21 protein-coding genes (1 of these 21 running past the window's edge) are annotated in these 18,737 nt (G+C 68.2%); 9 read left to right on the forward strand and 12 right to left on the reverse strand.

The genetic code is table 11. From position 1 onward, the window contains the following. Window positions 1-779, reverse strand: the 5' portion of a protein-coding gene (ffh, locus tag DEIMA_RS05985; protein WP_043817139.1) for a signal recognition particle protein. Its footprint begins 565 nt before the window's first position; the window shows 779 of its 1,344 coding nt (coding positions 1-779); the start codon lies at window positions 777-779; its stop codon lies off the left edge, out of view. 113 nt (window positions 780-892) lie between these two features. Next, window positions 893-1,915 carry a DNA topoisomerase IB gene (locus DEIMA_RS05990; RefSeq protein ID WP_013556336.1) on the reverse strand — a complete coding sequence of 341 codons (1,023 nt, stop codon included), beginning with the start codon at window positions 1,913-1,915 and terminating at the stop codon, window positions 893-895. Between the two features lie 75 nt (window positions 1,916-1,990). Between DEIMA_RS05990 and cax the strand changes: the two genes are divergently transcribed. Next, window positions 1,991-3,136 (forward strand): calcium/proton exchanger, encoded by a 1,146-nt coding sequence (cax, locus tag DEIMA_RS05995; RefSeq protein ID WP_043816503.1) that lies wholly within the window; start codon window positions 1,991-1,993, stop codon window positions 3,134-3,136. A gap of 62 nt (window positions 3,137-3,198) precedes the next feature. On the opposite strand, the gene DEIMA_RS06000 is transcribed toward cax, so the two are convergent. From DEIMA_RS06000 to DEIMA_RS06015, 4 genes are read right to left on the reverse strand one after another with little or no spacing between them, the layout of a single operon-like run. After that, window positions 3,199-4,035, reverse strand: coding sequence for a 3-hydroxyacyl-CoA dehydrogenase family protein (locus DEIMA_RS06000; protein ID WP_013556338.1), 837 nt, complete (start codon window positions 4,033-4,035; stop codon window positions 3,199-3,201). Window positions 4,036-4,087: 52 nt separating this feature from the next. Then, the gene (locus DEIMA_RS06005) at window positions 4,088-4,393 is read right to left on the reverse strand and encodes a YciI family protein (RefSeq protein ID WP_013556339.1); all 306 of its coding nucleotides are present in this window, start codon (window positions 4,391-4,393) and stop codon (window positions 4,088-4,090) included. Between the two features lie 9 nt (window positions 4,394-4,402). Further along, window positions 4,403-5,581: a thiolase family protein gene (locus tag DEIMA_RS06010; RefSeq protein WP_013556340.1), complete on the reverse strand. Its 1,179-nt coding sequence runs from the start codon at window positions 5,579-5,581 to the stop codon at window positions 4,403-4,405. Window positions 5,582-5,614: 33 nt separating this feature from the next. After that, entirely contained in the window at window positions 5,615-6,175 is a 561-nt protein-coding gene (locus tag DEIMA_RS06015) for an RNA 2'-phosphotransferase (protein WP_013556341.1), read from the reverse strand. A gap of 85 nt (window positions 6,176-6,260) precedes the next feature. Here DEIMA_RS06015 and DEIMA_RS06020 point away from each other — a divergent pair, with 85 nt between their 5' ends. The 8 genes from DEIMA_RS06020 (at window position 6,261) to DEIMA_RS06055 (ending at window position 12,698) form a co-directional block, all read left to right on the forward strand. After that, entirely contained in the window at window positions 6,261-6,767 is a 507-nt protein-coding gene (locus DEIMA_RS06020; protein WP_013556342.1) for a DUF456 domain-containing protein, read from the forward strand. Further along, a complete protein-coding gene (locus DEIMA_RS06025) occupies window positions 6,764-7,009 on the forward strand; it encodes a glutaredoxin family protein (protein ID WP_013556343.1) in 246 nt (81 codons plus the stop codon). The genes DEIMA_RS06020 and DEIMA_RS06025 overlap by 4 nt, the downstream gene beginning before the upstream one ends. 46 nt (window positions 7,010-7,055) lie before the next feature. Then, window positions 7,056-7,985: a prolipoprotein diacylglyceryl transferase gene (gene lgt, locus DEIMA_RS06030; protein WP_013556344.1), complete on the forward strand. Its 930-nt coding sequence runs from the start codon at window positions 7,056-7,058 to the stop codon at window positions 7,983-7,985. A 149-nt stretch (window positions 7,986-8,134) separates the two neighbouring features. Beyond that, the gene (glmU, locus tag DEIMA_RS06035) at window positions 8,135-9,595 is read left to right on the forward strand and encodes a bifunctional UDP-N-acetylglucosamine diphosphorylase/glucosamine-1-phosphate N-acetyltransferase GlmU (protein ID WP_013556345.1); all 1,461 of its coding nucleotides are present in this window, start codon (window positions 8,135-8,137) and stop codon (window positions 9,593-9,595) included. A gap of 180 nt (window positions 9,596-9,775) precedes the next feature. Continuing rightward, window positions 9,776-9,955: a twin-arginine translocase TatA/TatE family subunit gene (tatA, locus tag DEIMA_RS06040; protein WP_013556346.1), complete on the forward strand. Its 180-nt coding sequence runs from the start codon at window positions 9,776-9,778 to the stop codon at window positions 9,953-9,955. A gap of 14 nt (window positions 9,956-9,969) precedes the next feature. Next, window positions 9,970-10,725: a twin-arginine translocase subunit TatC gene (tatC, locus tag DEIMA_RS06045; RefSeq protein ID WP_013556347.1), complete on the forward strand. Its 756-nt coding sequence runs from the start codon at window positions 9,970-9,972 to the stop codon at window positions 10,723-10,725. Window positions 10,726-10,838: 113 nt separating this feature from the next. Next, complete coding sequence (locus tag DEIMA_RS06050; protein ID WP_013556348.1) at window positions 10,839-11,924, forward strand: bifunctional 3-deoxy-7-phosphoheptulonate synthase/chorismate mutase; 1,086 nt, start codon at window positions 10,839-10,841, stop codon at window positions 11,922-11,924. 198 nt (window positions 11,925-12,122) lie between these two features. Continuing rightward, window positions 12,123-12,698: a CAP domain-containing protein gene (locus DEIMA_RS06055; protein WP_013556349.1), complete on the forward strand. Its 576-nt coding sequence runs from the start codon at window positions 12,123-12,125 to the stop codon at window positions 12,696-12,698. A 52-nt stretch (window positions 12,699-12,750) separates the two neighbouring features. Here DEIMA_RS06055 and DEIMA_RS06060 read toward each other — a convergent pair whose 3' ends face one another. The 6 genes from DEIMA_RS06060 to DEIMA_RS18205 form a co-directional block, all read right to left on the reverse strand. Next, entirely contained in the window at window positions 12,751-14,439 is a 1,689-nt protein-coding gene (locus tag DEIMA_RS06060) for a helix-hairpin-helix domain-containing protein (protein ID WP_013556350.1), read from the reverse strand. Then, window positions 14,432-15,235 (reverse strand): histidinol-phosphatase HisJ family protein, encoded by an 804-nt coding sequence (locus DEIMA_RS06065; RefSeq protein WP_013556351.1) that lies wholly within the window; start codon window positions 15,233-15,235, stop codon window positions 14,432-14,434. The genes DEIMA_RS06060 and DEIMA_RS06065 overlap by 8 nt, the downstream gene beginning before the upstream one ends. Before the next feature lie 196 nt (window positions 15,236-15,431). Beyond that, window positions 15,432-15,812, reverse strand: coding sequence for a hypothetical protein (locus DEIMA_RS06070; RefSeq protein ID WP_148234915.1), 381 nt, complete (start codon window positions 15,810-15,812; stop codon window positions 15,432-15,434). Window positions 15,813-15,978: 166 nt separating this feature from the next. Next, complete coding sequence (locus tag DEIMA_RS06075; RefSeq protein ID WP_013556352.1) at window positions 15,979-16,620, reverse strand: histidine phosphatase family protein; 642 nt, start codon at window positions 16,618-16,620, stop codon at window positions 15,979-15,981. Continuing rightward, window positions 16,617-17,033, reverse strand: a complete 417-nt coding sequence (locus DEIMA_RS06080) for an acyl-CoA thioesterase (RefSeq protein ID WP_013556353.1) — start codon at window positions 17,031-17,033, stop codon at window positions 16,617-16,619. Before DEIMA_RS06080 ends, DEIMA_RS06075 begins: the two co-directional genes overlap by 4 nt. Before the next feature lie 770 nt (window positions 17,034-17,803). Further along, complete coding sequence (locus DEIMA_RS18205; protein ID WP_013556354.1) at window positions 17,804-17,947, reverse strand: hypothetical protein; 144 nt, start codon at window positions 17,945-17,947, stop codon at window positions 17,804-17,806. Window positions 17,948-18,737 lie beyond the last annotated feature (790 nt).

The following is an 18,737-nucleotide window of genomic DNA, read 5'->3' on the forward strand; positions in this document are numbered from 1 at the left end:
GCGCTGAGGGCCGCGCCGCCGCGCGCGTCGCCGTCCATCTTCGTGATGATCAGGCCGGACAGGCCGATGCGGCTCTCGAACGTTTCGGCGACGTTCAGGGCCTCCTGGCCGGTCATGGCGTCCACGACGAGGAGCGTTTCAGTGGGGGAGAGGGCGCCCTTGAGGTCCGCGAGCTGGTCCATGAGCGCTTCGTCGATCTGGAGGCGGCCGGCGGTGTCCACGATGATGAGGTCGCGGTAGTCACTCTGGAGGTGCGCCTCGAGTTTGCGTTTGGTTTCGGCGGGGGTTTCGCCGTTGGCGACCTCAAGGACGGGCACGCCGACCTGCTGGCCGAGGATCTTCAGCTGGTCGCGCGCTGCGGGACGCTGGGTATCGGCGGCGACGAGCAGGACGCGGCGGCCTTTGCTTTTGTAGTACTGCGCGAGCTTGCCGGTGCTGGTGGTTTTGCCGGCGCCCTGCAGGCCGACCATGAAGAAGATGTTCCCTTCGTTCTTCAGGGTGGGTTGCTTGGCCTGCCCGCCGAGCGTTTCGATCAGTTCGTCGTTGACGATCTTCACGACCATCTGGCCGGCGTTGAGGCTGCCCATGACTTCCTGCCCGACGGCCTTTTCAGTGACGCGCGCGACGAAGTCCTTGGCGACGCTGAAGTTCACGTCCGCTTCGAGGAGCGCCATGCGGATTTCGCGCATGGCCGCTTTGACCTGCGCTTCGGTGAGTTTGCTTTCGTGGCGGAGTTTATCGAGGATGTCTTGCAGTTTGTTGCCGAGCGATTCGAACATCGTCACGCTTTCGTGCCTCCACGGGCCCGGGGGCCCTTGATGTTGGTGCTGCGGCCCGTGCGGGCCTATCTCTCTACGCTAGCACGGGGGGATTTTGCGCACTGAGCGGGTCGTCACTCGCCTTTGCGGGGGCGGCTGGCGAGCAGGCGCGCGAGGGCCGCTTCGGCGCGCGTGAGGCCCTCCAGCGAAGTGGGGAGTCGGTTGGCGCGCGGCTCGAAATCGTCCAGCACCCGCCCTTCGGCGTAGCGGTCGAAGATGACCGGGCAGACGTAGTGCGCGCGGACCACGGCGGGCGTGTTGCCGAGGTCCTCCGCGACGGCTTTCACGCACTCGACGATGCCTTTGCGGGCGTCTCGTTCCGTGGCGGGCGCGCCGAGTTCCGCGAGGTACTCCGCGGCGAGCAGCGTGCCGCCCCACGTCCGGAAGTCCTTCGCGGTGAACGGGCCCATGACGTCTCGCAGATAGGCGTTCACCTCGGGCGCGTGAATGCGGCAGGGCGTGCCGTCCGCCTGCACGGCCTGGAAGAGGTGCGGGCCAGGCAGCTCCAGCAGGCGCTCGACGGCGCTCGCCACCGTGCGGTCGGTGATGAAGCGGTGCTGCTGCACGCCGTGTTTGCCCTTGAAGTTGAATTCCACGGTGGTGCCGTCCACGCGGACGTGGCGTTTGAGCAGTGTCGAGAGGCCGTACGTGCGGTGCGCGCGCGCGTACGCCTCGCTGCCCACCCGGAAGCGCGCGACGTGCAGCACGCGCGTCATGATGGCTAACACCTTGCGTTCCGGCAGGCCGGTGCGGCGCAGGTCCGTGGTCGTGGCGGTCCGGAAGGCCGGCAGGGCCCGCGCGAAGCGGCCCAGGCGCGCCCACTTGCGGCCGGCGCGGGCCTGCAGGAAGTCTGCGTGGTACCGGTACTGCAGGCGCCCGGCGGCGTCCCGCCCAAACGCCTGCAGGTCCGCGTCCGCGTCGGGGCTGACGTACACGTCCTGGTAGCCGGGCGGAATGGCGAGCTTCGCGATGCGCGCGAGGCCGGCCTCGTCGGTGTATGGGGTGCCGTCGGGGTGGGTGTAACGGAAGCGGCAGGGGTGATCGCCTGCGCGGCGCAGGTAGGTGTCTTGCAGCAGGGTGGTGGCGGACGCGCTCATGCCTGCAAGGTACGGGCGGCGGACATGAAGGACCGTGCTTTCTGGTGCGAAAGGGCGTCACGTTACCCTGAGCGCATGTTCATGAATCTGCTGCTGCTGTTCGTACCAGTGTCACTGGTGCTGGAGTACGTCGTGCACGCGCCGCCGCTGTGGGTGTTCATCACGTCCACGCTGGCGGTCGTGCCGCTCGCGGACTGGTTGCGCAAGGCAACGGAGCACGTCGCGCATCACGCGGGCCCGACCATCGGGGGCCTGCTGAATGTGACGTTCGGGAACCTGGCGGAGCTGATCATCGCTATTTTCGTGTTGATCGAGGGGCAGCAGGCGGTCGTGAAGGCGCAGATCACCGGCAGCCTGATCGGCAACGCGCTGCTGGGCCTGGGCCTCGCGATTGTGGTGGGCAGCTTCGGGCGGCACAAGCAGACGTTCAGCCGCGAGAACGCCGGGCAGCTGAGCGGCATGCTGTTTCTGCTGGTGGTGGCGTTACTGCTCCCGGCGTTTTTCGATTACACGGAGCGCCTGCCGGGGTTCACGCCGAGTGACGCGGCGGAGCGCGCGCGCCTGAACGACGCGCTGAGCCTGGGCGTGGCGGTCGTGCTGATCGCCGTGTACCTGCTGAACCTCGTGTACACGCTTGTCACGCACCGCGACGTGTTCGCGTTGGACGGCGGCGAGGAGATGCACGGCAGGCCGTGGCCGCTCGCGCGTGCCCTCGCGGTCCTGGTGGGCGGCACGGCCCTGATCGCCCTGGAATCCGAGATGCTGTCCGGCGCGCTGGAGGCGACGAGCAGCACGCTGGGCCTCAGCCCGTTCTTCTTGGGGATCATCGTGCTCGCGGTCGTGGGGAACTTCGCGGAGTACCTGGGCGCCACGTACTTCGCCCGCAAAGGCCAGATCGGCCTCGCGGTGAGCATCGCCGTGGGCGCGACCGTCCAGGTGGCGCTGCTGACCGCGCCGCTGCTGGTGCTGATCAGCCATCTGCTCGGGAAGCCCATGAACCTGATCTTCACCAGTCCGCTGGAGTTGGTGGCGATCGTGGCGGTCGCGTTGATCGTCACGGCGGTCACGAAGGACGGCGAGACGACCTGGTTCGAGGGCGTCATGCTGATCGCCGTGTATATCCTGCTGGCCATCGCGTTCTATTTCGTCACGCCGCACGAGGCGCCTGACCACCGTACGGGCGCCGTTCTGGCGCCGCCCGCTGTGACGCAGCGGGCCTGAACGAACAGGGAGGAGGGCGGGACACTTGGTCCCGCCCTCCTCCTTGCCAGGGGGCGGCGCCCTCAGTACGTGTAGAAGCCGCGGCCGCTCTTGCGGCCCAGCAGGCCCGCCTGGACCATCTTGCGCAGCAGCGGGCTGGGGCGGTACTTGTCGTCGCCGAGGCCGCGGTGCAGCACCTCCATGATCGCGAGGCACGTGTCGAGGCCGATGAAGTCCGCGAGCGTGAGCGGCCCCATCGGGTGGTTCATGCCGAGCTTCATGATCCCGTCGATCGCTTCGGGCTCCGCGACGCCCTCCATCACGCACTGGATGGCCTCGTTCAGCATGGGCATCAGGATGCGGTTGCTCACGAACCCCGGGAAGTCGTTGCACGACAGGGGCGTCTTGCCCATCTTGCGGGCGGTGCTCTCCACGAACGCGGCGGTGTCGTCGCTGGTGCTGTACCCGCGGATGACTTCCACGAGCTGCATCAGCGGCACGGGGTTCATGAAGTGCATCCCGATGAACCGCTCCGGGCGGCCGCTGGCGGTGGCGAGACTCGTGATGGGGATGCTGCTGGTGTTGCTCGCCAGGATGCCTTCCGGCTTCACGATGCCGCCCAGGTCCCGGAACAGCTGCGCCTTCACCCCCTCGTTCTCCACGATGGCCTCCACGACGAGGTCGCAGTCCGCGAACGCCGCGAGGTCCGTCGTGAATGTCATGCGGCCCAGCACCTCCTCGGGCGTGCCGTCCAGTTTGCCTTTCTCGCTGAGTTTCGCGAGGCTCCGCTCGATCACCTGACGGCCGCGTTCCAGGAAGCGGTCCTCCATGTCGCGCAGCACGACCGTGAAGCCACTCTGCGCCGCCACCTGCGCGATGCCCGCGCCCATCTGCCCTGCACCGATTACACCGAACTTCATGCGTTGCTCCTTACCGTGCGGAGGCGCCCCGCGGGGCGCCTCCGCGTCACTGTTACTGAACGAGAGGAATGTCGTCGAGGTGCACGGCCGCGCCGCGCTTCACGGGCGTGAATGCCGTGATGGTGTACGCCGCGCAGCCTTCCAGCACGAACGGGTCGTTCGCCATGAGCGCTTCGAGCGCCTCGCGGCTCTGCGCGCGCGCCACGATGACGCCGCCCGTGGGCGGGTCCTGGCGGCCTGACACGAGGAACGTGCCGGAGCGGTAGTGGTCGTCCAGCCACGCGCGGTGGCGGGGCGTGACCACGTCGACGTCGGCCTGGGGTTTCAGGTACTGGCTGATCAGCACGAACAGGTTCATGCGCGCACCTTACCCCAGGCGCCGCACGGCGAGCGCGAGGCCGTTGCCGCCGCCCATGCACAGCGTCGCCACGCCTGTTTCCTGCCCGCGCGCCTGCAGGGCGTGAAGGAGCGTCACGAGGATACGCGAGCCGCTGTTGCCGATGGCGTGCCCGAGCGCGACGGCGCCGCCGTTCACGTTCACGCGGGCGGCATCGAGGTCCAGTTCGCGCATGACGGCGAGGGCCTGCACACTGAACGCCTCGTTTAGCTCCCACAGGTCTACGTCGGCGGCAGTCCACCCGAGGTTCTTCAGGAGCTTCTGGGTGGCTGCGACGGGCGTCATCATCACCCATTCGGGGTCGAGGCCGCCCGTGGCGTACCCGACGACTTCCGCGAGGGGCGTGAGGCCGTGCGCGCGCGCGGCGTCCTGACTCATGATCAGCAGGCTGCTCGCGCCGTCGTTCAGGCCGGGGGCGTTCCCAGCGGTGACGCTGCCGTCCGCCTTGAAGGCCGGTTTGAGTTTCGCGAGGGCCTCGGCGGTGGTGTCCGCGCGGATCGCTTCGTCCTGCGTGACGACCAGGTCGCCCTTGCGGCCAGGGACGGTGACGGGCACGATTTCCGCGTCGAACGCGCCGCTCGCCTGCGCGGCGGCAGCTTTGCGGTGCGAGTCGGCGGCGTACGCGTCCTGCTCCGCGCGGGTGATGCCGTACTTGTCGGCGACGCGCTCGCCGGTCAGGCCCATGCCTTCGTTGTTGATGCTGCACCACAGGCCGTCGAGGGTGTTCGCGTCGAGGACTTCCGCGTGTCCCAGGCGGTAGCCGAAGCGTGCGCGGGGCAGCAGGTGCGGGCTGTTGCTCATGCTTTCCATGCCGCCGGCGAGCACGGCCGTCTGGTCGCCCGCGCGGATGCTCTGCGCGCCGAGGATCACGGCCTTGAGGCCGCTGCCGCACACCTTGTTCACGGTGAGGGCGCCGGCGCTGCTGGGGACGCCCGCGTGGATGGCGGCCTGGCGGGCGGGGTTCTGGCCGCTGCCGGCCTGAACGACCTGACCCATGATGACGTCGTCGATGAGGTCGCCGTTCAGGCCGGCGCGCTGGAGGGTTTCGCGGAGGGTGAGGGCGCCGAGTTGCACGGCGCTCACGGGGGCGAGGGCGCCCATGAATTTTCCGACGGGCGTCCGGGAGGCGGACACGATGACTGCCTTCATGCGTGCAGTCTACCGTGAGCGAACAAACGAGCGTTAGGGTGTCCCGTCCGCTGGTAACACCGACAGGAACGCCGGCGGCACAGTGTCCGTCAACCACACGCCGTTCTCGCTGCAGTAAAACCGGTGCCCGGCCGCGTGCATGCCGGCGGCGTCAACCCGCAGCACCACAGGGCGGCCCCGGCGCGCGCCCACCCGCACCGCTGTCGCCGTGTCCGGCGACAGGTGCACGTGATGCCGCGCCATCGGCCGCAGCCCCTCCCGAAAAATGTCCCCTGTCGCCGCGCGCACCGTGCCGTGGTACAGCGCGTCGGGCGGCACGCTGGGCGTCAGCTCCAGGTCCACCGGCACGCTGTGCCCCTGATTCGCGCGGATCCGCTCGCCCGCGCCGTCCAGGCTGAACCGCCGCTTGTCGTTCGTGCGCACCACTGTCTCCACAGCCTCGCGGGTCGCCGCGACGCCCAGGCGCCGCAACCCCGCCAGCAGGTCATCCACGCGCACCCACCCGCCCGGCTCCAGCGTCAATCCCGCCTCGTGCGGCGCGTGCCGCAACAGGTACGACAGGCGCCGACTCAATTTCGTCTGCAGATCGTTCATGCCTCCAGCCTGCCGCGCCACCCCACACCCCCGCATCCGCCGCGTGGCGGAACGCCGCCGCGCATCACCGCGTACCGTAAAGCGTATGTCCCTGGCGTTCCTGGTCTTTCTGGTGGTGTGGCTGATCGGGCTGGTCGCCACCTTTATTCCCGTCCTGCCCGCCACCTTCATCATCTTCGTCGGCAGCGTCGTCGCCACCTTCCTTGACGGCTTCCAGGTCTGGCCGGACCTGCCGTTCCTGATCACGCTTGGCGTCGTCACCATCCTTGTCGGCTTCGTCGACAACCTCGCGTCCGCGTGGGGCGCGCGCCGCTACGGCGGCAGCAAACAGGCCATCTGGGGCGCCTTGATCGGCGGCCTGGTCGGCATCCTGCCCATCATTCCGTTCGGCCTGATCATCGGCCCGTTGCTGGGCGCCCTCATCGCCGAACTGTTCATCGTCCGCAAGCCGTTCCCGGAAGCGCTCCGCAGCGCCTGGGGCACCCTCATCGGCCTGCTCGCCGGCATCGCCGCGAAGTTCGTCCTGCACGTCCTGATCGGCCTGTTTGAACTGTGGCGCCTGTACGACCCGGCCAAGAGCGTGTTCGCATGACCGCCGCGCCCACGCTCACGCTCTACACCCGCGCCGGCTGCCACCTCTGCGAGGACGCCGAGGCGACCCTCACGCGCCTCGGCGTGCCCTACACGCCCGTGGACGTGACCGGCCACGCCGACCTCGAAGCGCGCTACGGCTGGGACGTCCCCGTCCTCGCGCGCGGCGATCAGGTGCTCCTCAAAGGCGTCCTGAGCGCCGCGCGCATCACCGCGAAACTGCGCGTGCACCGTCTCACCTGAACCTCGCCCGCGCGCGCCGTGCGCCCGGTTACACTGGGGCCAACCTATGGACCCCGTTGCATTTCAGATCGGCAGCTTCACCGTTGCCTGGTACGGCATTCTCATCACAGCCGGCATCCTCCTCGGCAGCTTCGTCGGCACGCGCCTTGCCCGGCAACGCGGCCTGAACGCCGACCTGCTGCAGGACATGATCCTGTGGGCGGTCGTGTGGGGCGTCATCGGCGCGCGCATCGTGTTCGTCGCCACGTCCTGGCACCTGTTCGCCGGGAAGAGCGGCGTGCCGCTGCTGGTGGACATCATCAACATCCGCCAGGGCGGCATCAGCATCCACGGCGGCCTGATCGCCGGGATTCTCGTGCTGATCTACTACACCCGCCGCTACCGCCTGAACTTCTACCAGTACGCGGACCTGTTCGTGCCGGGCGTGGCCTTCGGCATCATCGGCGGGCGCATCGGCAACATCATGAACGGCAGCGACACCGTCGGCCGCGTCACCGGCTGGCCCGTCGGGTACGTCTGGCCGGACAGCGCCCGCGCGTTCCACGACGCCATGTGCAACCCGCAGACCGCGCTGAACCTCGCGCAGTACTGCGTGAACAAAGGCGGGCAGATGGTCATGACCGCGCCCGTGCACTTCACGCAGATGTACGGCGTGATCATCGGCATCATGCTGTCCGTCGCGGCGTTCTTCTGGCTGCGCTCCCGCATTCCCGGCTGGACGTTCTGGCAGTTCTGGCTGTGGTACAGCCTGCTGCGCGCCGGCTGGGAGGAAACCTTCCGCCTGAACCCGCTGCCGCTCAAGTCGTACCTCAGCGAAGGCCTCGACAAACCCGGCATCGGCCTGTGGACCGAAACGCAGCTCATCAGCATCCCCCTGATCCTCGTCAGCATCTACTTCCTCATCACGCTGCGCCGCAAAGCCAGAACGGCTCCCGCCGACAGCGGCCCCACCGATCAGCTCGCCGCGCAGCAGTAACGTGACGCCGCCAGAGGGGGGTGAACGCCGCGCGTTCACCCCCCTCTGCGCACACCGGGCGTTTGTGCCTTGTCTCGCTTTGGGACGCGCCGCCCACCCGCACCCCGCTACACTGAAACCGTACACGCTCACTTGTACGCAGGTAACCCATGACTGAACCCCAACCCAGCACGCGGCGCGTGCCGCTGGACGTCGTGATTCTCGCGGCGGGCCAGGGCACGCGCATGAGAAGCAAACTCCCCAAAATGCTCCACCCCGTCGCCGGCCGCCCCATGGTCGGCTGGAGCGTGAACGCCGCCAAAACGCTCGGCGCGCGCGACATTATCGTCGTTACCGGACACGGCGCGGACCAGATTGAAACGGCCCTCGCGCCCGAAGGGGTCCGCTTCGTCCGCCAGGACCGCCAGCTCGGCACCGGCCATGCGTTCCTCGTCGCCGCGCGCGCCTTGCAGGGCGGCGCGGACGTGCTGCTGCTGTACGGCGACACGCCCATGCTCCCCCCGGAAACGCTCGCGCGCATGCTCGAACAGCACCGCACGCACGGCAGCGCCCTGACGGTCCTCACCAGCGAACTGCCGGACGCCACCGGGTACGGCCGCATCATCCGCGACGAGAACGGCGAAGTGGCGCGCATCGTGGAGGAAAAAGCCGCGAACCCCGAAGAGAAACGCGTGCGGGAATTCAACAGCGGCGTGTACGTCATGGACGACCGCGCGCCCGCCCTCGCGGAACGCATCACCGACGACAACCCCGCCGGCGAGTACTACATCACCGACCTGATCGCCCTGTACCGCGGCGAGGGCGCGCCCGTGCAGGCCTTCCGCATTCCCGACGCGGGCGAGGTCATGGGCGCCAACGACCGCGCGCAGCTCGCTGTGCTGGAGCGCCTGATGCGCGAACGCATCAACGCGCGCCACATGCGCGACGGCGTGACCATCACCGACCCGGCCAGCACGTACATCGAGGACACCGTCCGCATCGCCCGTGACGCCACCATCCAGCCCGGCGTGATCCTGCGCGGCCGCACCGTCATCGGCGAGGACGCCGTCATCGGCGCGTACAGCGTCATCGAGGACAGCGAGATCGGCGCGGGCGCCGTCATCAAGCCGCACAGCATGCTGGAAGGCGCCGTGGTCGGCAGCGGCAGCGACGTCGGGCCGTTCGCGCGCCTCCGCGCCGGCGCGAACCTCGCGGGCGGCGTGCACATCGGCAACTTCGTGGAAGTCAAGAACGCCACCCTGCACGAGGGCGTCAAGGCCGGGCACCTCGCGTACCTCGGCGACGTCACCATCGGCGCAGAAACGAACGTCGGCGCGGGCACCATCATCGCCAACTTCGACGGCGTCAACAAGCACCGCACCGACATCGGCGCGGGCGTGTTCATCGGCAGCAACAGCACCCTGATCGCCCCGCGCGCCGTGGGCGACGCCGCGTTCATCGCGGCGGGCAGCACCGTCCACGAGGACGTCCCCGAAGGCGCCCTCGCCGTCGCCCGCGGGAAGCAGCGGACCGTCACCGGCTGGAGCCGCCGCTACTGGAACGGCGTGCGCGCCCAAGTGGAACGCAAACTTCCGTGGCTGGCCGGTTGGCTCGCCCGCCAGAGCGAGTAACCACCCAGGTGGGGGAGGGGCGGGCACGCGCGCGTGCCCGCCCCTCCCCGCGCCCGTCCGGGCGCGGAGGTTCAGGAACGGCCAGGGTCCGTGCCTCGCGGCACATCCGTCCGGCGAGCCCGCGCGTATAACTTGAACACAAGCGAGCGCGCGGCAAGGCGCTCACGTAAGGAGAACCCCATGGGCATTCTGGAAATTGGTCTGATCATTCTGGTGCTGGTCCTGCTGTTCGGCGCGAAGAAAATCCCGGAAATCGGCCGGGGCCTCGGGCAGGGCATCAAAGGCTTCCGTGAGGAAACCCGCGACGGGCGCGGCGACACCACCGTCGTGACCCGCGAAGACGGCACGCCGCGCGCCTGAACCGGGAGGCGAGTATGGCCAAGGACACCACCGCGCCCCTCCTCGACCACCTGGAGGAGCTGCGTTCACGCATCATCTACGCACTCATCTTCCTGGTGATCGGCGCGGGCGCAGCGTGGACGTACCGCACGCAACTCATCGAACTCCTCAAAGAGCCGCTCACGCACACGCAGCTGTACCAGTCCGGGAAACTGCAACTCGTCGTGATGCAACTCACGGACCAGTTCATCCTCAGCTTCAACGTCGCCCTGTGGGGCGGCCTCGCGCTCGCGCTGCCGTTCATCCTGCATCAGGTGTGGCTGTTCATCGCGCCGGGCCTGTACCCGGAAGAGCGCCGGTGGGCCGCCCCGTTCGTGATGGGCGCGGGCCTGTCGTTCCTGGCGGGCGGCGTGTTCTGCTACTTCGTGATTCTCCCGCCCATGGTCAAGTTCCTCGCGGACTTCCTCGGCGGGCAGGTGGCGGGCATGTTCAACCTCAGCGCGTACCTCTCGCAGATCGTCACGTTCCTCGTGGCGTTCGGGATCTTCTTCGAACTGCCGATCCTCGCCGTGGTCCTCACGAAAATCGGCATCGTGAACCACACCCTGCTCGGCCGCGCCCGCAAGGTCGCGTTCATGGCGATCCTCGTGCTGGCCGCGGTCATCACGCCCACGCCCGACCCGTGGAACATGATGCTCGTCGCCCTGCCCATCTACGCCCTGTACGAACTCGGCGTGGTCCTGTCCCGCATGAGCGCCCCCCGCGAAGCCGCCACCGGCGCCCTCGAGTAACCCATCACCCCCCACGAAAAACGCGGCTCCGAGCCGCGTTTTTCGTGGGGCTGTTAGACATTCTGGCTAGTTCACGCGGACGCGCGCCCCAGCGCAATCACTACACTGTCTCAATGACCAGGATTGATGACCTTCGTCGCCAAGTTGACGACATCAACAAAGAACTGCTGAAGCTGCTGAGTCAGCGCGGCGAGATCGTCGCCGAGATCGGCCGCGCCAAAACGCAGGAGGGCCGACCTAACCACTACGACCCCGCCCGCGAGGAACAGCAGCTCAAAGAGATCGAAGCGCTCAACCGCGGCCCGTTCACGACCGCTGCCGTAAAAGCCATCTTCAAGGAAATCTTCAAAGCCAGCCTCGACCTCGAGGAAAGCAACGACAAGAAGCAGCTCCTCGTGTCCCGCAAGGTGCAGCGCGACGACACCGTCCTGAACATCCGCGGCGTGACCGTCGGCGGCGGCGGCGCGCCCATCATCATCGCCGGGCCGTGCAGCATCGAAAGCGAAACGCAGATGGACACCACCGCCGCGTTCCTCGCCGGGAAGGGCGTGCGCATCCTGCGCGGCGGCGCGTACAAGCCCCGTACCAGCCCGTACGGGTTCCAGGGCATGGGCGTTGACGGCCTGATCCTCGGCGCGGGCGCCGCCAAGGAAAACAACCAGCTGTTCGTCACCGAAGTGATGGACACGCGCGACGTGGAAATCGTCGCAGAATACGCGGACATCCTGCAGGTCGGCGCGCGCAACATGCACAACTTCAGCCTGCTGCGCGAAGTGGGCCGTGCCGGGAAGCCCGTGCTGCTCAAGCGCGGCTTGTCCGCCACCATTGAGGAATGGCTGTACGCCGCGGAGTACATCCTCGCCGAAGGCAACAAGAACGTGATCCTGTGCGAGCGGGGTATCCGCACGTTCGAGAAGTGGACGCGCAACACCCTCGACCTGTCCGCCGTGGCACTCGCGAAGCAGGAAACGCACCTGCCCGTGATCGTCGACGTGACGCACGCCGCGGGCCGCCGTGACCTGCTGATCCCGCTCGCGAAAGCGGCCCTGGCGGTCGGCGCGGACGGCATTCACGTGGAGGTGCACCCCAGCCCCGCCACGGCCCTGAGCGACAACGAGCAGCAACTGGACTTTGCCGGGTTCGAGAAGTTCATGGCCGCGCTCGAACCGATGCTGCGCGCGCCCGTCCGCGCGGGCTGACCAGCACTGAAGCAGGGGGCGCCCGTTTGGGCGCCCCCTGCTCCGTGTATACACTGCATACACGAAGCGGCCGAACGAAGTCACTCCCGTTGAGCAGAACGCTCATGCCCCCTGTGGGTGTGAGCGTTTCTGCATAAATAACGGCCCCGCGTGAGGAACCTAACCGCTTTTCTGGAGCGGTTTTCCTACCATAAGAGCATGTCCCCCCGCCACCTCCTGCCCATCGCCCTGACGGCTGCACTCGCCGCCTGCAGCGCCACCCCCACCCCGGCTCCCTCCGACACCACACATAACGCCGGCGGCACCCCCGCGCAAACCACGCCCGCCACCGCCGAAGCGCAGGCCATCCTGAACCTCGTGAACGCCGTCCGCAAAACCGGCGCCACCTGCCCCACCGACAGCGAACACACCCAGGCGAACTTCGGCCCGGCCACCCCCCTCACCCTCAACGCCAAACTGACGATCGCCGCGCAGCAGCACAGCGACGACATGGCCACGCGCAACTACTTCAGCCACAACAGCCTCGAAGGCGTCACGCCGCAGCAGCGCATGGTCGCCGCGGGCTACACCAACTGGAGCGTCCTCGGCGAGAACATCGCCGCCGGATACGGCGGCGCCCAGGCCACCTTCAAGGCGTGGATGGGCAGCCCCAGCCACTGCCCGAACATCATGGACCCCGACTACCGCGAACTCGGCGTCGGCTACGGTATCGGGCTGACCAGCAGCGGCAATCAACGCGACTACTGGACGCAGGACTTCGGCGCCCGGCAGTAACACCCCAAGAGAAGGGACCGCGTGCATACACGCGGTCCCTTCTCTCCTGCATTTACCTCGCGGCGCGCTGCTGCGCCACGAACGCCAGGAACGCCTCCCGGTCCAGGCTGTTCACCACATCCTCCGGCGTGAGGCCCGCCTTGCGCGCCACCATCACGCCGTACCGCGCGTCCCCCAGCCCCGCCGGCACGTGCGCGTCCGTGTTGATCGCGAACCGCACCCGACCGCGCCACGCCAGCGCCACGCGCCAGTCCACGTCCAGCCGGTACGGACTCGCATTGATCTCCACCACCGTTCCCGCCGCGGCGCACGCCGCCATCACCGCGTCCAGGTCGAGCGCGTACCCGGGCCGGCGCACCAGCAGCCGCCCCGTCGGGTGCCCGAGGATTGTCACGAGCGGATGCTGCGCCGCCCGCACGATCCGCGCCGTCTGCGCGTCCGCCGGCAGGTCAAAGCGCGAATGCACGCTCGCCACCACGTAATCCAGCTCCGCGAGCACGTCATCCGGGAAGTCGAGCGTCCCGTCCTCCAGGATGTCCACCTCGGAGCCCGCGACCAGCGGCACGCCCGCCCGCTGCAGCTCCCGCACCTCCCGCAGCTGCTCGCGCAGGCGCGCGATACTCAGCCCGTTCGCGTAATGCGCGCTCACCGAGTGGTCCCCCGTCCCCAGGAATGCGTGCCCGCGCCGCACGGCCTCCTCCGCCATCTCCCGGATGCCTGCGGTGCCGTCCGACCACGTGCTGTGCGTGTGCAGCATCCCGCGGATGTCCCGCACCGTGATCAGCGCCTCCGCGCCCGGCAGGGCGTCCAGCAGGCCCTCGTGTTCCGGCTCTCGGTACTCCGCGGGTGGGCACGTGCGCCCGAGCGTAGCGAATACGTCCGCCTCCGCGGGCGTGGGCGTCAGCGCGTCCCCGCGCCGCAGGCCGGTGGCGGTCAGCGCGAAGCCCTGGCGGGCAGCGTCCTGCACCAACTTCTCGCGGAACACCCGTCCACCGCCATACAGAACGTCCAGCGCACCCCGCGCGTCCGAAGCCGCGTACCCGACCTCCACCGGCACGCCATCCAGGCGCCCCGTAAGGGCTGGCAGGTCCGGGTGATCGGCCACGTCACTTAGTAGGCCCGTCAGGCGCGCCCGCACGGCCTCGGCGGTGCCCGTCACCGTCACCTGCGCGTCCTCGATCGTCTCCGCCGCGCGCCGCACGCCCCCGGCCGCGCGCGGCTCAAGGCCCGCCAGCGCCTCCGTAAGCGTTTCCACGATCCGGACGCCCACCGACAGGTGCTGCCGCGCCTGCATCGCCAGCGCGAACTCCGCACCTTCCAGCAGCTTCACGGCGGTTTTCGCGCCGAAGCCCTTCAGGGCCGCCAGGCGCCCATCGCGCGCCGCCTCCCGCAACGCCTCCAGCGAATCGATGCCGGCGTCCCACAGGGCCCGCACCTTCTTCGGCCCCAGGCCACGCACGCGCAGCAGCGTCAGCACGCCCGGCGGAATCAAGGCGGCCGCCTCCTCGAACGGCATGAACACGCCCGTCTCCGCGAGCGCCTGCAGTTCTGCGCGCGTGCCCGGCCCGACGCCCCGCACCCCCGCGAACCCCGACGCCAGCAGCGCCGCCCAGTCCTCCTCGGTCGCCTCCAGGCCCCGCACCGCCCCACGGTACGCCCGCACGCGGAACTCCGACTCGCCCAGCAGCTCCAGCACCTCCGCCGTCGCCTCCAGCACGCCCAGCACCTGCTTCTTATCCATCCTGCCGCTCCCGCCCGCGGTACGTCACAACCCGCGCGCCCGCACCACCCAGAATCTCCAGCGCCTCCGCGAACCGGTGCCCGACCTCGCCGGGCGCGTGCGCGTCACTGCCCAGCACGAACGGCACACCGCGCGCTGCTGCGGCCTGCACGAGGTTCACCGCCGGGTACGCCTCCGCCACCGGCTTCCGCCACCCCGCCGTGTTGAAGTCCAGACTCAAGCCGCGCTCCGCCACGACGTCCAGCGCCCGCAGCGCCGCCGTCCCGCCCGGGTCGCGGTGCCCGAACTTCTTCGGGAGGTCCAGGTGCCCGATGCTGTCGAACAGCCCCGACCGGGCCGCGCCCTCCACCAGCGCGTAATACTGCCCGTACAGCTCTCCCAGATCGCGCGCCGCGTACTCCGACTGGAACTCCGGATTATCGAAACCCCACGCGCCCAGGTAATGCACGCTGCCGATCACGTAATCCCACGGATGCGCCGCCAGCACCTCCGCCACGTACCGCTCCGTGCCCGGGTGGAAATCCGCTTCCAACCCCAGACGCACCTCCACGCGCCCCGCGAACGCCGCGCGCGCCTCCAGCACCAACGCCACGTACTCGTCGAGCTGATCGCGGCGCATCCGCCACGGCGCGTCATACCACGCGGGCATCGGCATGTGATCCGTGAACACCACGCCTGCCAGGCCCGCCTCCAGCGCCGCTTGCACGTACGCACGCGGCGACCCGCTCGCGTGCCCGCACAGCGGCGTGTGCAGATGCGAATCGAACAACCCAGCCCGTAACGAATCAGTTCCCATCAGGTGTACTCCATTGGCAGGTCCGGTGCGCCAGGCCCACGGTGCCTGCGCTGACTTGAGCGCGCATGATCGCCATTCCAACACTTCCGCGACATCTGCGAAAGCCTCAGAAGCTCAGACGTAAAGCTCATCAAACGCCGCGTCATCACCCCTCCCACTATCCGCGCCCACCGCAGGGACGAACGCTGCCTGAGCTTCACGCCCGACGGTCGTCACCGATCGCTCCCGCCAGAGCGTCCAGAACTGTCGCCTCAAACTCAGCCGAGATGAGGGCCAGCCCAGGGTAACGCGCGTAGAACGGACGCTGAACCCCATACGGGTTGCGTGGCTGACCCGCCCGCAACGGGTATTCGAGGTACCACGGGTGCTCCGGAACGCGCACCCACCCCACCCGAAACTCCACGAACTGTACACCATGCCAGGTGAGCCGCAACTGATGGAACCACTCCTGCCCCTCCGTGCCGGACGTGATAATTTCGTGCGTCACGCCGAGCGCGTCAAGCCGGGACGCATGAGTTGCGAGGCACCGCTCGAGATCCCTGCGGCTGCGATCTTGTTTCGACTCCCAGAAAAACATGTACTGCCCAGTCTGACGCGTGCACCGGTAGGGTGTCACGAAACAGCCCTCCACCGTGAGCGCCCGCACCGACGCCCCGCCGGGCGAACCGCGGAACACCGTGGTCAGCCCGGCGCCAGTGATCAAGAGCCGCAGCCACCAGCGAGGCGCCGACCACGACTGGCCATCACCCGTCTGCCCAGGACTCCAGGTGCGCCACATCACTGAACGTCACGAGGTCCCACCCGTGCGGCGTGCGGTGCAGCCGCGTGAGGCTCGCATGCGCGATGCGCAGCGGGAACGGGAACGCCGCGCCGCCCCGCGCCGGCACCGGAATGCCCAGCGCCGTGCAGATCAACGCCCGAATGAACACACTGTGCGCGAACGCGATCACACGCTGCCCGGACGGCAGCTCATTCGCCCACGCCAGCGCCCGCGCGCCCACCTCCTCGAAACTCTCACCGTCCGGCATGCGCTCCCGCCAGGGGTCCGCGAGCCACGCCGCCCACCCGGCATGCGCCTCATTCTCCGCCTGCGTGCGCGCATCGAACGCCCCGAAATGCCCCTCGCGCAGGCGCGGGTCCAGGATGATCGGTGCCCCCGGCAGCGCGAGATTCGCCGTGCGCACCGCGCGCTGTAGGTCACTGCAATGCACCTCGTCGAAATCCGACGCGCGCAGGCGCCGCGCGAGCAGCCGCGCCTGCGCCTCACCCTCCGCCGACAGGGGCGTATCGCTGTGACCCTGCCAGCGGCCCTCGGTGTTCCACGCGGTCACGCCATGCCGCACCAGCGTCAGGTGCAGCGGCGCGCCCTCGCCCGCGGACGTCACTGCGCCGCGTCCGCCAGGGGCGCGAGCGGCGGCACCGGCACGGGCCGCCCCTGCGCGTCCACCGCCACGAACACGAAACTCCCACTCGTGGCGAGCTGCTGCTCCCCGCTCGCCAGGTGCTCACGGTACACGTCCACGCGGATCGTCATGCTCGTCCGCCCGACCTTCACGACGTGCGCCTCCAGCGCCACCGCGTCACCGACGCGAATCGGCACGTGGAAATCCACCGCGTCCATCCGCGCCGTCACCACGCCACTCTTGCTGTGCCGAATCGCCGCGACCGACGCGACCTTATCCATCAGGCTCAGCACGAACCCGCCAAACGCCGTCCCGTGGTAATTCGTGTCCTTCGGAAAGACCAATTCCATCATCCGCGCCGTCGCGGGACGCTGTTGTTCCTGCTGTTCAACCATCTCGTTACCCCTGTTTCACCCCTACGCAATGTCGGGGATCAAGTGTTCGAAGCCTGTTGCCACTTGCATCAGGGCCGCTTTGCGGCCTTCCGCGCGACTGTGAGTGTATAGCCTCAACGTAATGGTCGGGTCGGCGTGCCCTACGATGGCCACCACCGTGCGCGGGCCTGCGCCGCTCTCAAGCAGTGGCGTGATGGCTGTGCAGCCCAAGGCTTGCATGCGGCATAGAGAGGGGCTGGGGCAGCGTTCGAGTGCACACTGCCAAGTGCCGCGGACAACGGGTTGCCGTTGCGACGGGGAACGTCCAGGCGCCCCAATAGTGCGCGGGCCGTCATCGGAAGCGTGCTGCTGGTCGAGCGGAGGTACAGGGTGCAGCTCGCGTTGACGGTCTTCCCGCGCATTGAGAAGAGGCAGCTGTTGATCAGCATGAGACCGCCAGCGACAGTGCTAGTGCCCGGGTTGAGGTTCAAGTCACTCTATTGCAAGCCAAGCGCTTCGCCGTGCCACAGGTCCAGCAGGACGATGATGGCAAAGTTGTGCCTGACGCGCCCTTCCGTTCGAGCGGGCGCGGGAGCTTCGGCGACGAAGGCAGGATGGTTTCACTCCACGCCGTCTCCCTGAAGACCCTAGTGATGAAGACGCGCAGGTGCCGGACGGTGGCGGGCACTTAAGTGACGCTGAAGCCCCGGGACCCGTGAGGGGTTCAACCCCACATGAACCTCCCATGCTTTCCTCCAGCACCCTGTCCTGCTGCATGATCTGCCGCCACATCAACGCAACCAGCACCGGCCTTCCACCACGCGCGCACGGACCAGCGTGGGCAGCGCAGGAATCAGGAAGTGCCAGCTCGCGAATCCGGGCCATAGAACCTTCCACCACGACTTCCACCACGAGCGGAACACGGCCGCCTTCATGACGCCTCCAGCAGTTCAGGCAGGAGCATATAACTGCCCATCAACGCCATGGCGCCAATGAAAATGCCCCACGCTTTCCAGGCGGGCAGGGGTCTTTCTCCATGAGGTCATATTGGAGGAGTAGCACACGCCCCCACCAGAGGGGAGCACCTCTGCGCCCACCTTGGGCCCAGGGAGTGGTATGCCCGCTGATGCCGACCACACTGCCGCCCATGACGTGCGCGGGGCCTTACTCGCCCAGCGTGAACGACCATTGGCACAGTCGCCTGCTCATCCCTGCAGACCCCGCACCAGGATAGTTGCTGGGCCGCGCTCACGTTGGGGCGCGCCTCGCCACCCTGGTACACGCTGTGGCTGGAGACAGCACCGTGAGCAGGACATCCGGAACGTACCGTTCGAGATTCGCTGCGTCAATGGCGACGAGTTGACCTGGGAAACCGTCTGCAGGGTGCTCACTCATGACGATGACTTCCAGTGTATGGATTGATAGATCGCGGACCGGCGCCAGCAGGAGAACAGGACTTGACCCCTACCGCTCCGGAACTCTTCAGGGATCGATGGCCCGCTCATGCAGACTGAACCACGCGTGCGTAGGCAATCACGCGGTGCGCACTCCCGCGATGGTGAAGCCCACGTATGCGGAGGTGAGTGGGGCGGTCGGGTTATTCAAGGAGGTTCTGTACCTGCTGGGGCGGAGCTATGGCCTCACGGTGGTTACGCACTCAACATCATTGAGAGGCAACGCCGATCCGCCCTGAGGTTTCACGCGCTCGCTAGCAGGAGTGTGGCC

It is taken from the genome of Deinococcus maricopensis DSM 21211 (genome assembly GCF_000186385.1).
Lineage (GTDB): Bacteria > Deinococcota > Deinococci > Deinococcales > Deinococcaceae > Deinococcus_B > Deinococcus_B maricopensis.

What these genes read in the sequence shown, in the direction of transcription:
- DEIMA_RS06080 (WP_013556353.1), bottom strand. Translation starts at nt 17,033, where the DNA reads ATGGTTGAACAGCAGGAACAACAGCGTCCCGCGACGGCGCGGATGATG.
- DEIMA_RS18205 (WP_013556354.1), bottom strand. Translation starts at nt 17,947, where the DNA reads ATGAAGGCGGCCGTGTTCCGCTCGTGGTGGAAGTCGTGGTGGAAGGTT.
- DEIMA_RS06025 (WP_013556343.1), top strand. Translation starts at nt 6,764, where the DNA reads ATGACCGCCGCGCCCACGCTCACGCTCTACACCCGCGCCGGCTGCCAC.
- DEIMA_RS06000 (WP_013556338.1), bottom strand. Translation starts at nt 4,035, where the DNA reads ATGAAGTTCGGTGTAATCGGTGCAGGGCAGATGGGCGCGGGCATCGCG.
- cax (WP_043816503.1), top strand. Translation starts at nt 1,991, where the DNA reads ATGTTCATGAATCTGCTGCTGCTGTTCGTACCAGTGTCACTGGTGCTG.
- DEIMA_RS06060 (WP_013556350.1), bottom strand. Translation starts at nt 14,439, where the DNA reads ATGGATAAGAAGCAGGTGCTGGGCGTGCTGGAGGCGACGGCGGAGGTG.
- DEIMA_RS06010 (WP_013556340.1), bottom strand. Translation starts at nt 5,581, where the DNA reads ATGAAGGCAGTCATCGTGTCCGCCTCCCGGACGCCCGTCGGAAAATTC.
- tatC (WP_013556347.1), top strand. Translation starts at nt 9,970, where the DNA reads ATGGCCAAGGACACCACCGCGCCCCTCCTCGACCACCTGGAGGAGCTG.
- DEIMA_RS06020 (WP_013556342.1), top strand. Translation starts at nt 6,261, where the DNA reads ATGTCCCTGGCGTTCCTGGTCTTTCTGGTGGTGTGGCTGATCGGGCTG.
- DEIMA_RS06065 (WP_013556351.1), bottom strand. Translation starts at nt 15,235, where the DNA reads ATGGGAACTGATTCGTTACGGGCTGGGTTGTTCGATTCGCATCTGCAC.
- DEIMA_RS06055 (WP_013556349.1), top strand. Translation starts at nt 12,123, where the DNA reads ATGTCCCCCCGCCACCTCCTGCCCATCGCCCTGACGGCTGCACTCGCC.
- DEIMA_RS06005 (WP_013556339.1), bottom strand. Translation starts at nt 4,393, where the DNA reads ATGAACCTGTTCGTGCTGATCAGCCAGTACCTGAAACCCCAGGCCGAC.
- DEIMA_RS06070 (WP_148234915.1), bottom strand. Translation starts at nt 15,812, where the DNA reads ATGTTTTTCTGGGAGTCGAAACAAGATCGCAGCCGCAGGGATCTCGAG.
- tatA (WP_013556346.1), top strand. Translation starts at nt 9,776, where the DNA reads ATGGGCATTCTGGAAATTGGTCTGATCATTCTGGTGCTGGTCCTGCTG.
- DEIMA_RS05990 (WP_013556336.1), bottom strand. Translation starts at nt 1,915, where the DNA reads ATGAGCGCGTCCGCCACCACCCTGCTGCAAGACACCTACCTGCGCCGC.
- DEIMA_RS06015 (WP_013556341.1), bottom strand. Translation starts at nt 6,175, where the DNA reads ATGAACGATCTGCAGACGAAATTGAGTCGGCGCCTGTCGTACCTGTTG.
- DEIMA_RS06050 (WP_013556348.1), top strand. Translation starts at nt 10,839, where the DNA reads ATGACCAGGATTGATGACCTTCGTCGCCAAGTTGACGACATCAACAAA.
- lgt (WP_013556344.1), top strand. Translation starts at nt 7,056, where the DNA reads ATGGACCCCGTTGCATTTCAGATCGGCAGCTTCACCGTTGCCTGGTAC.
- glmU (WP_013556345.1), top strand. Translation starts at nt 8,135, where the DNA reads ATGACTGAACCCCAACCCAGCACGCGGCGCGTGCCGCTGGACGTCGTG.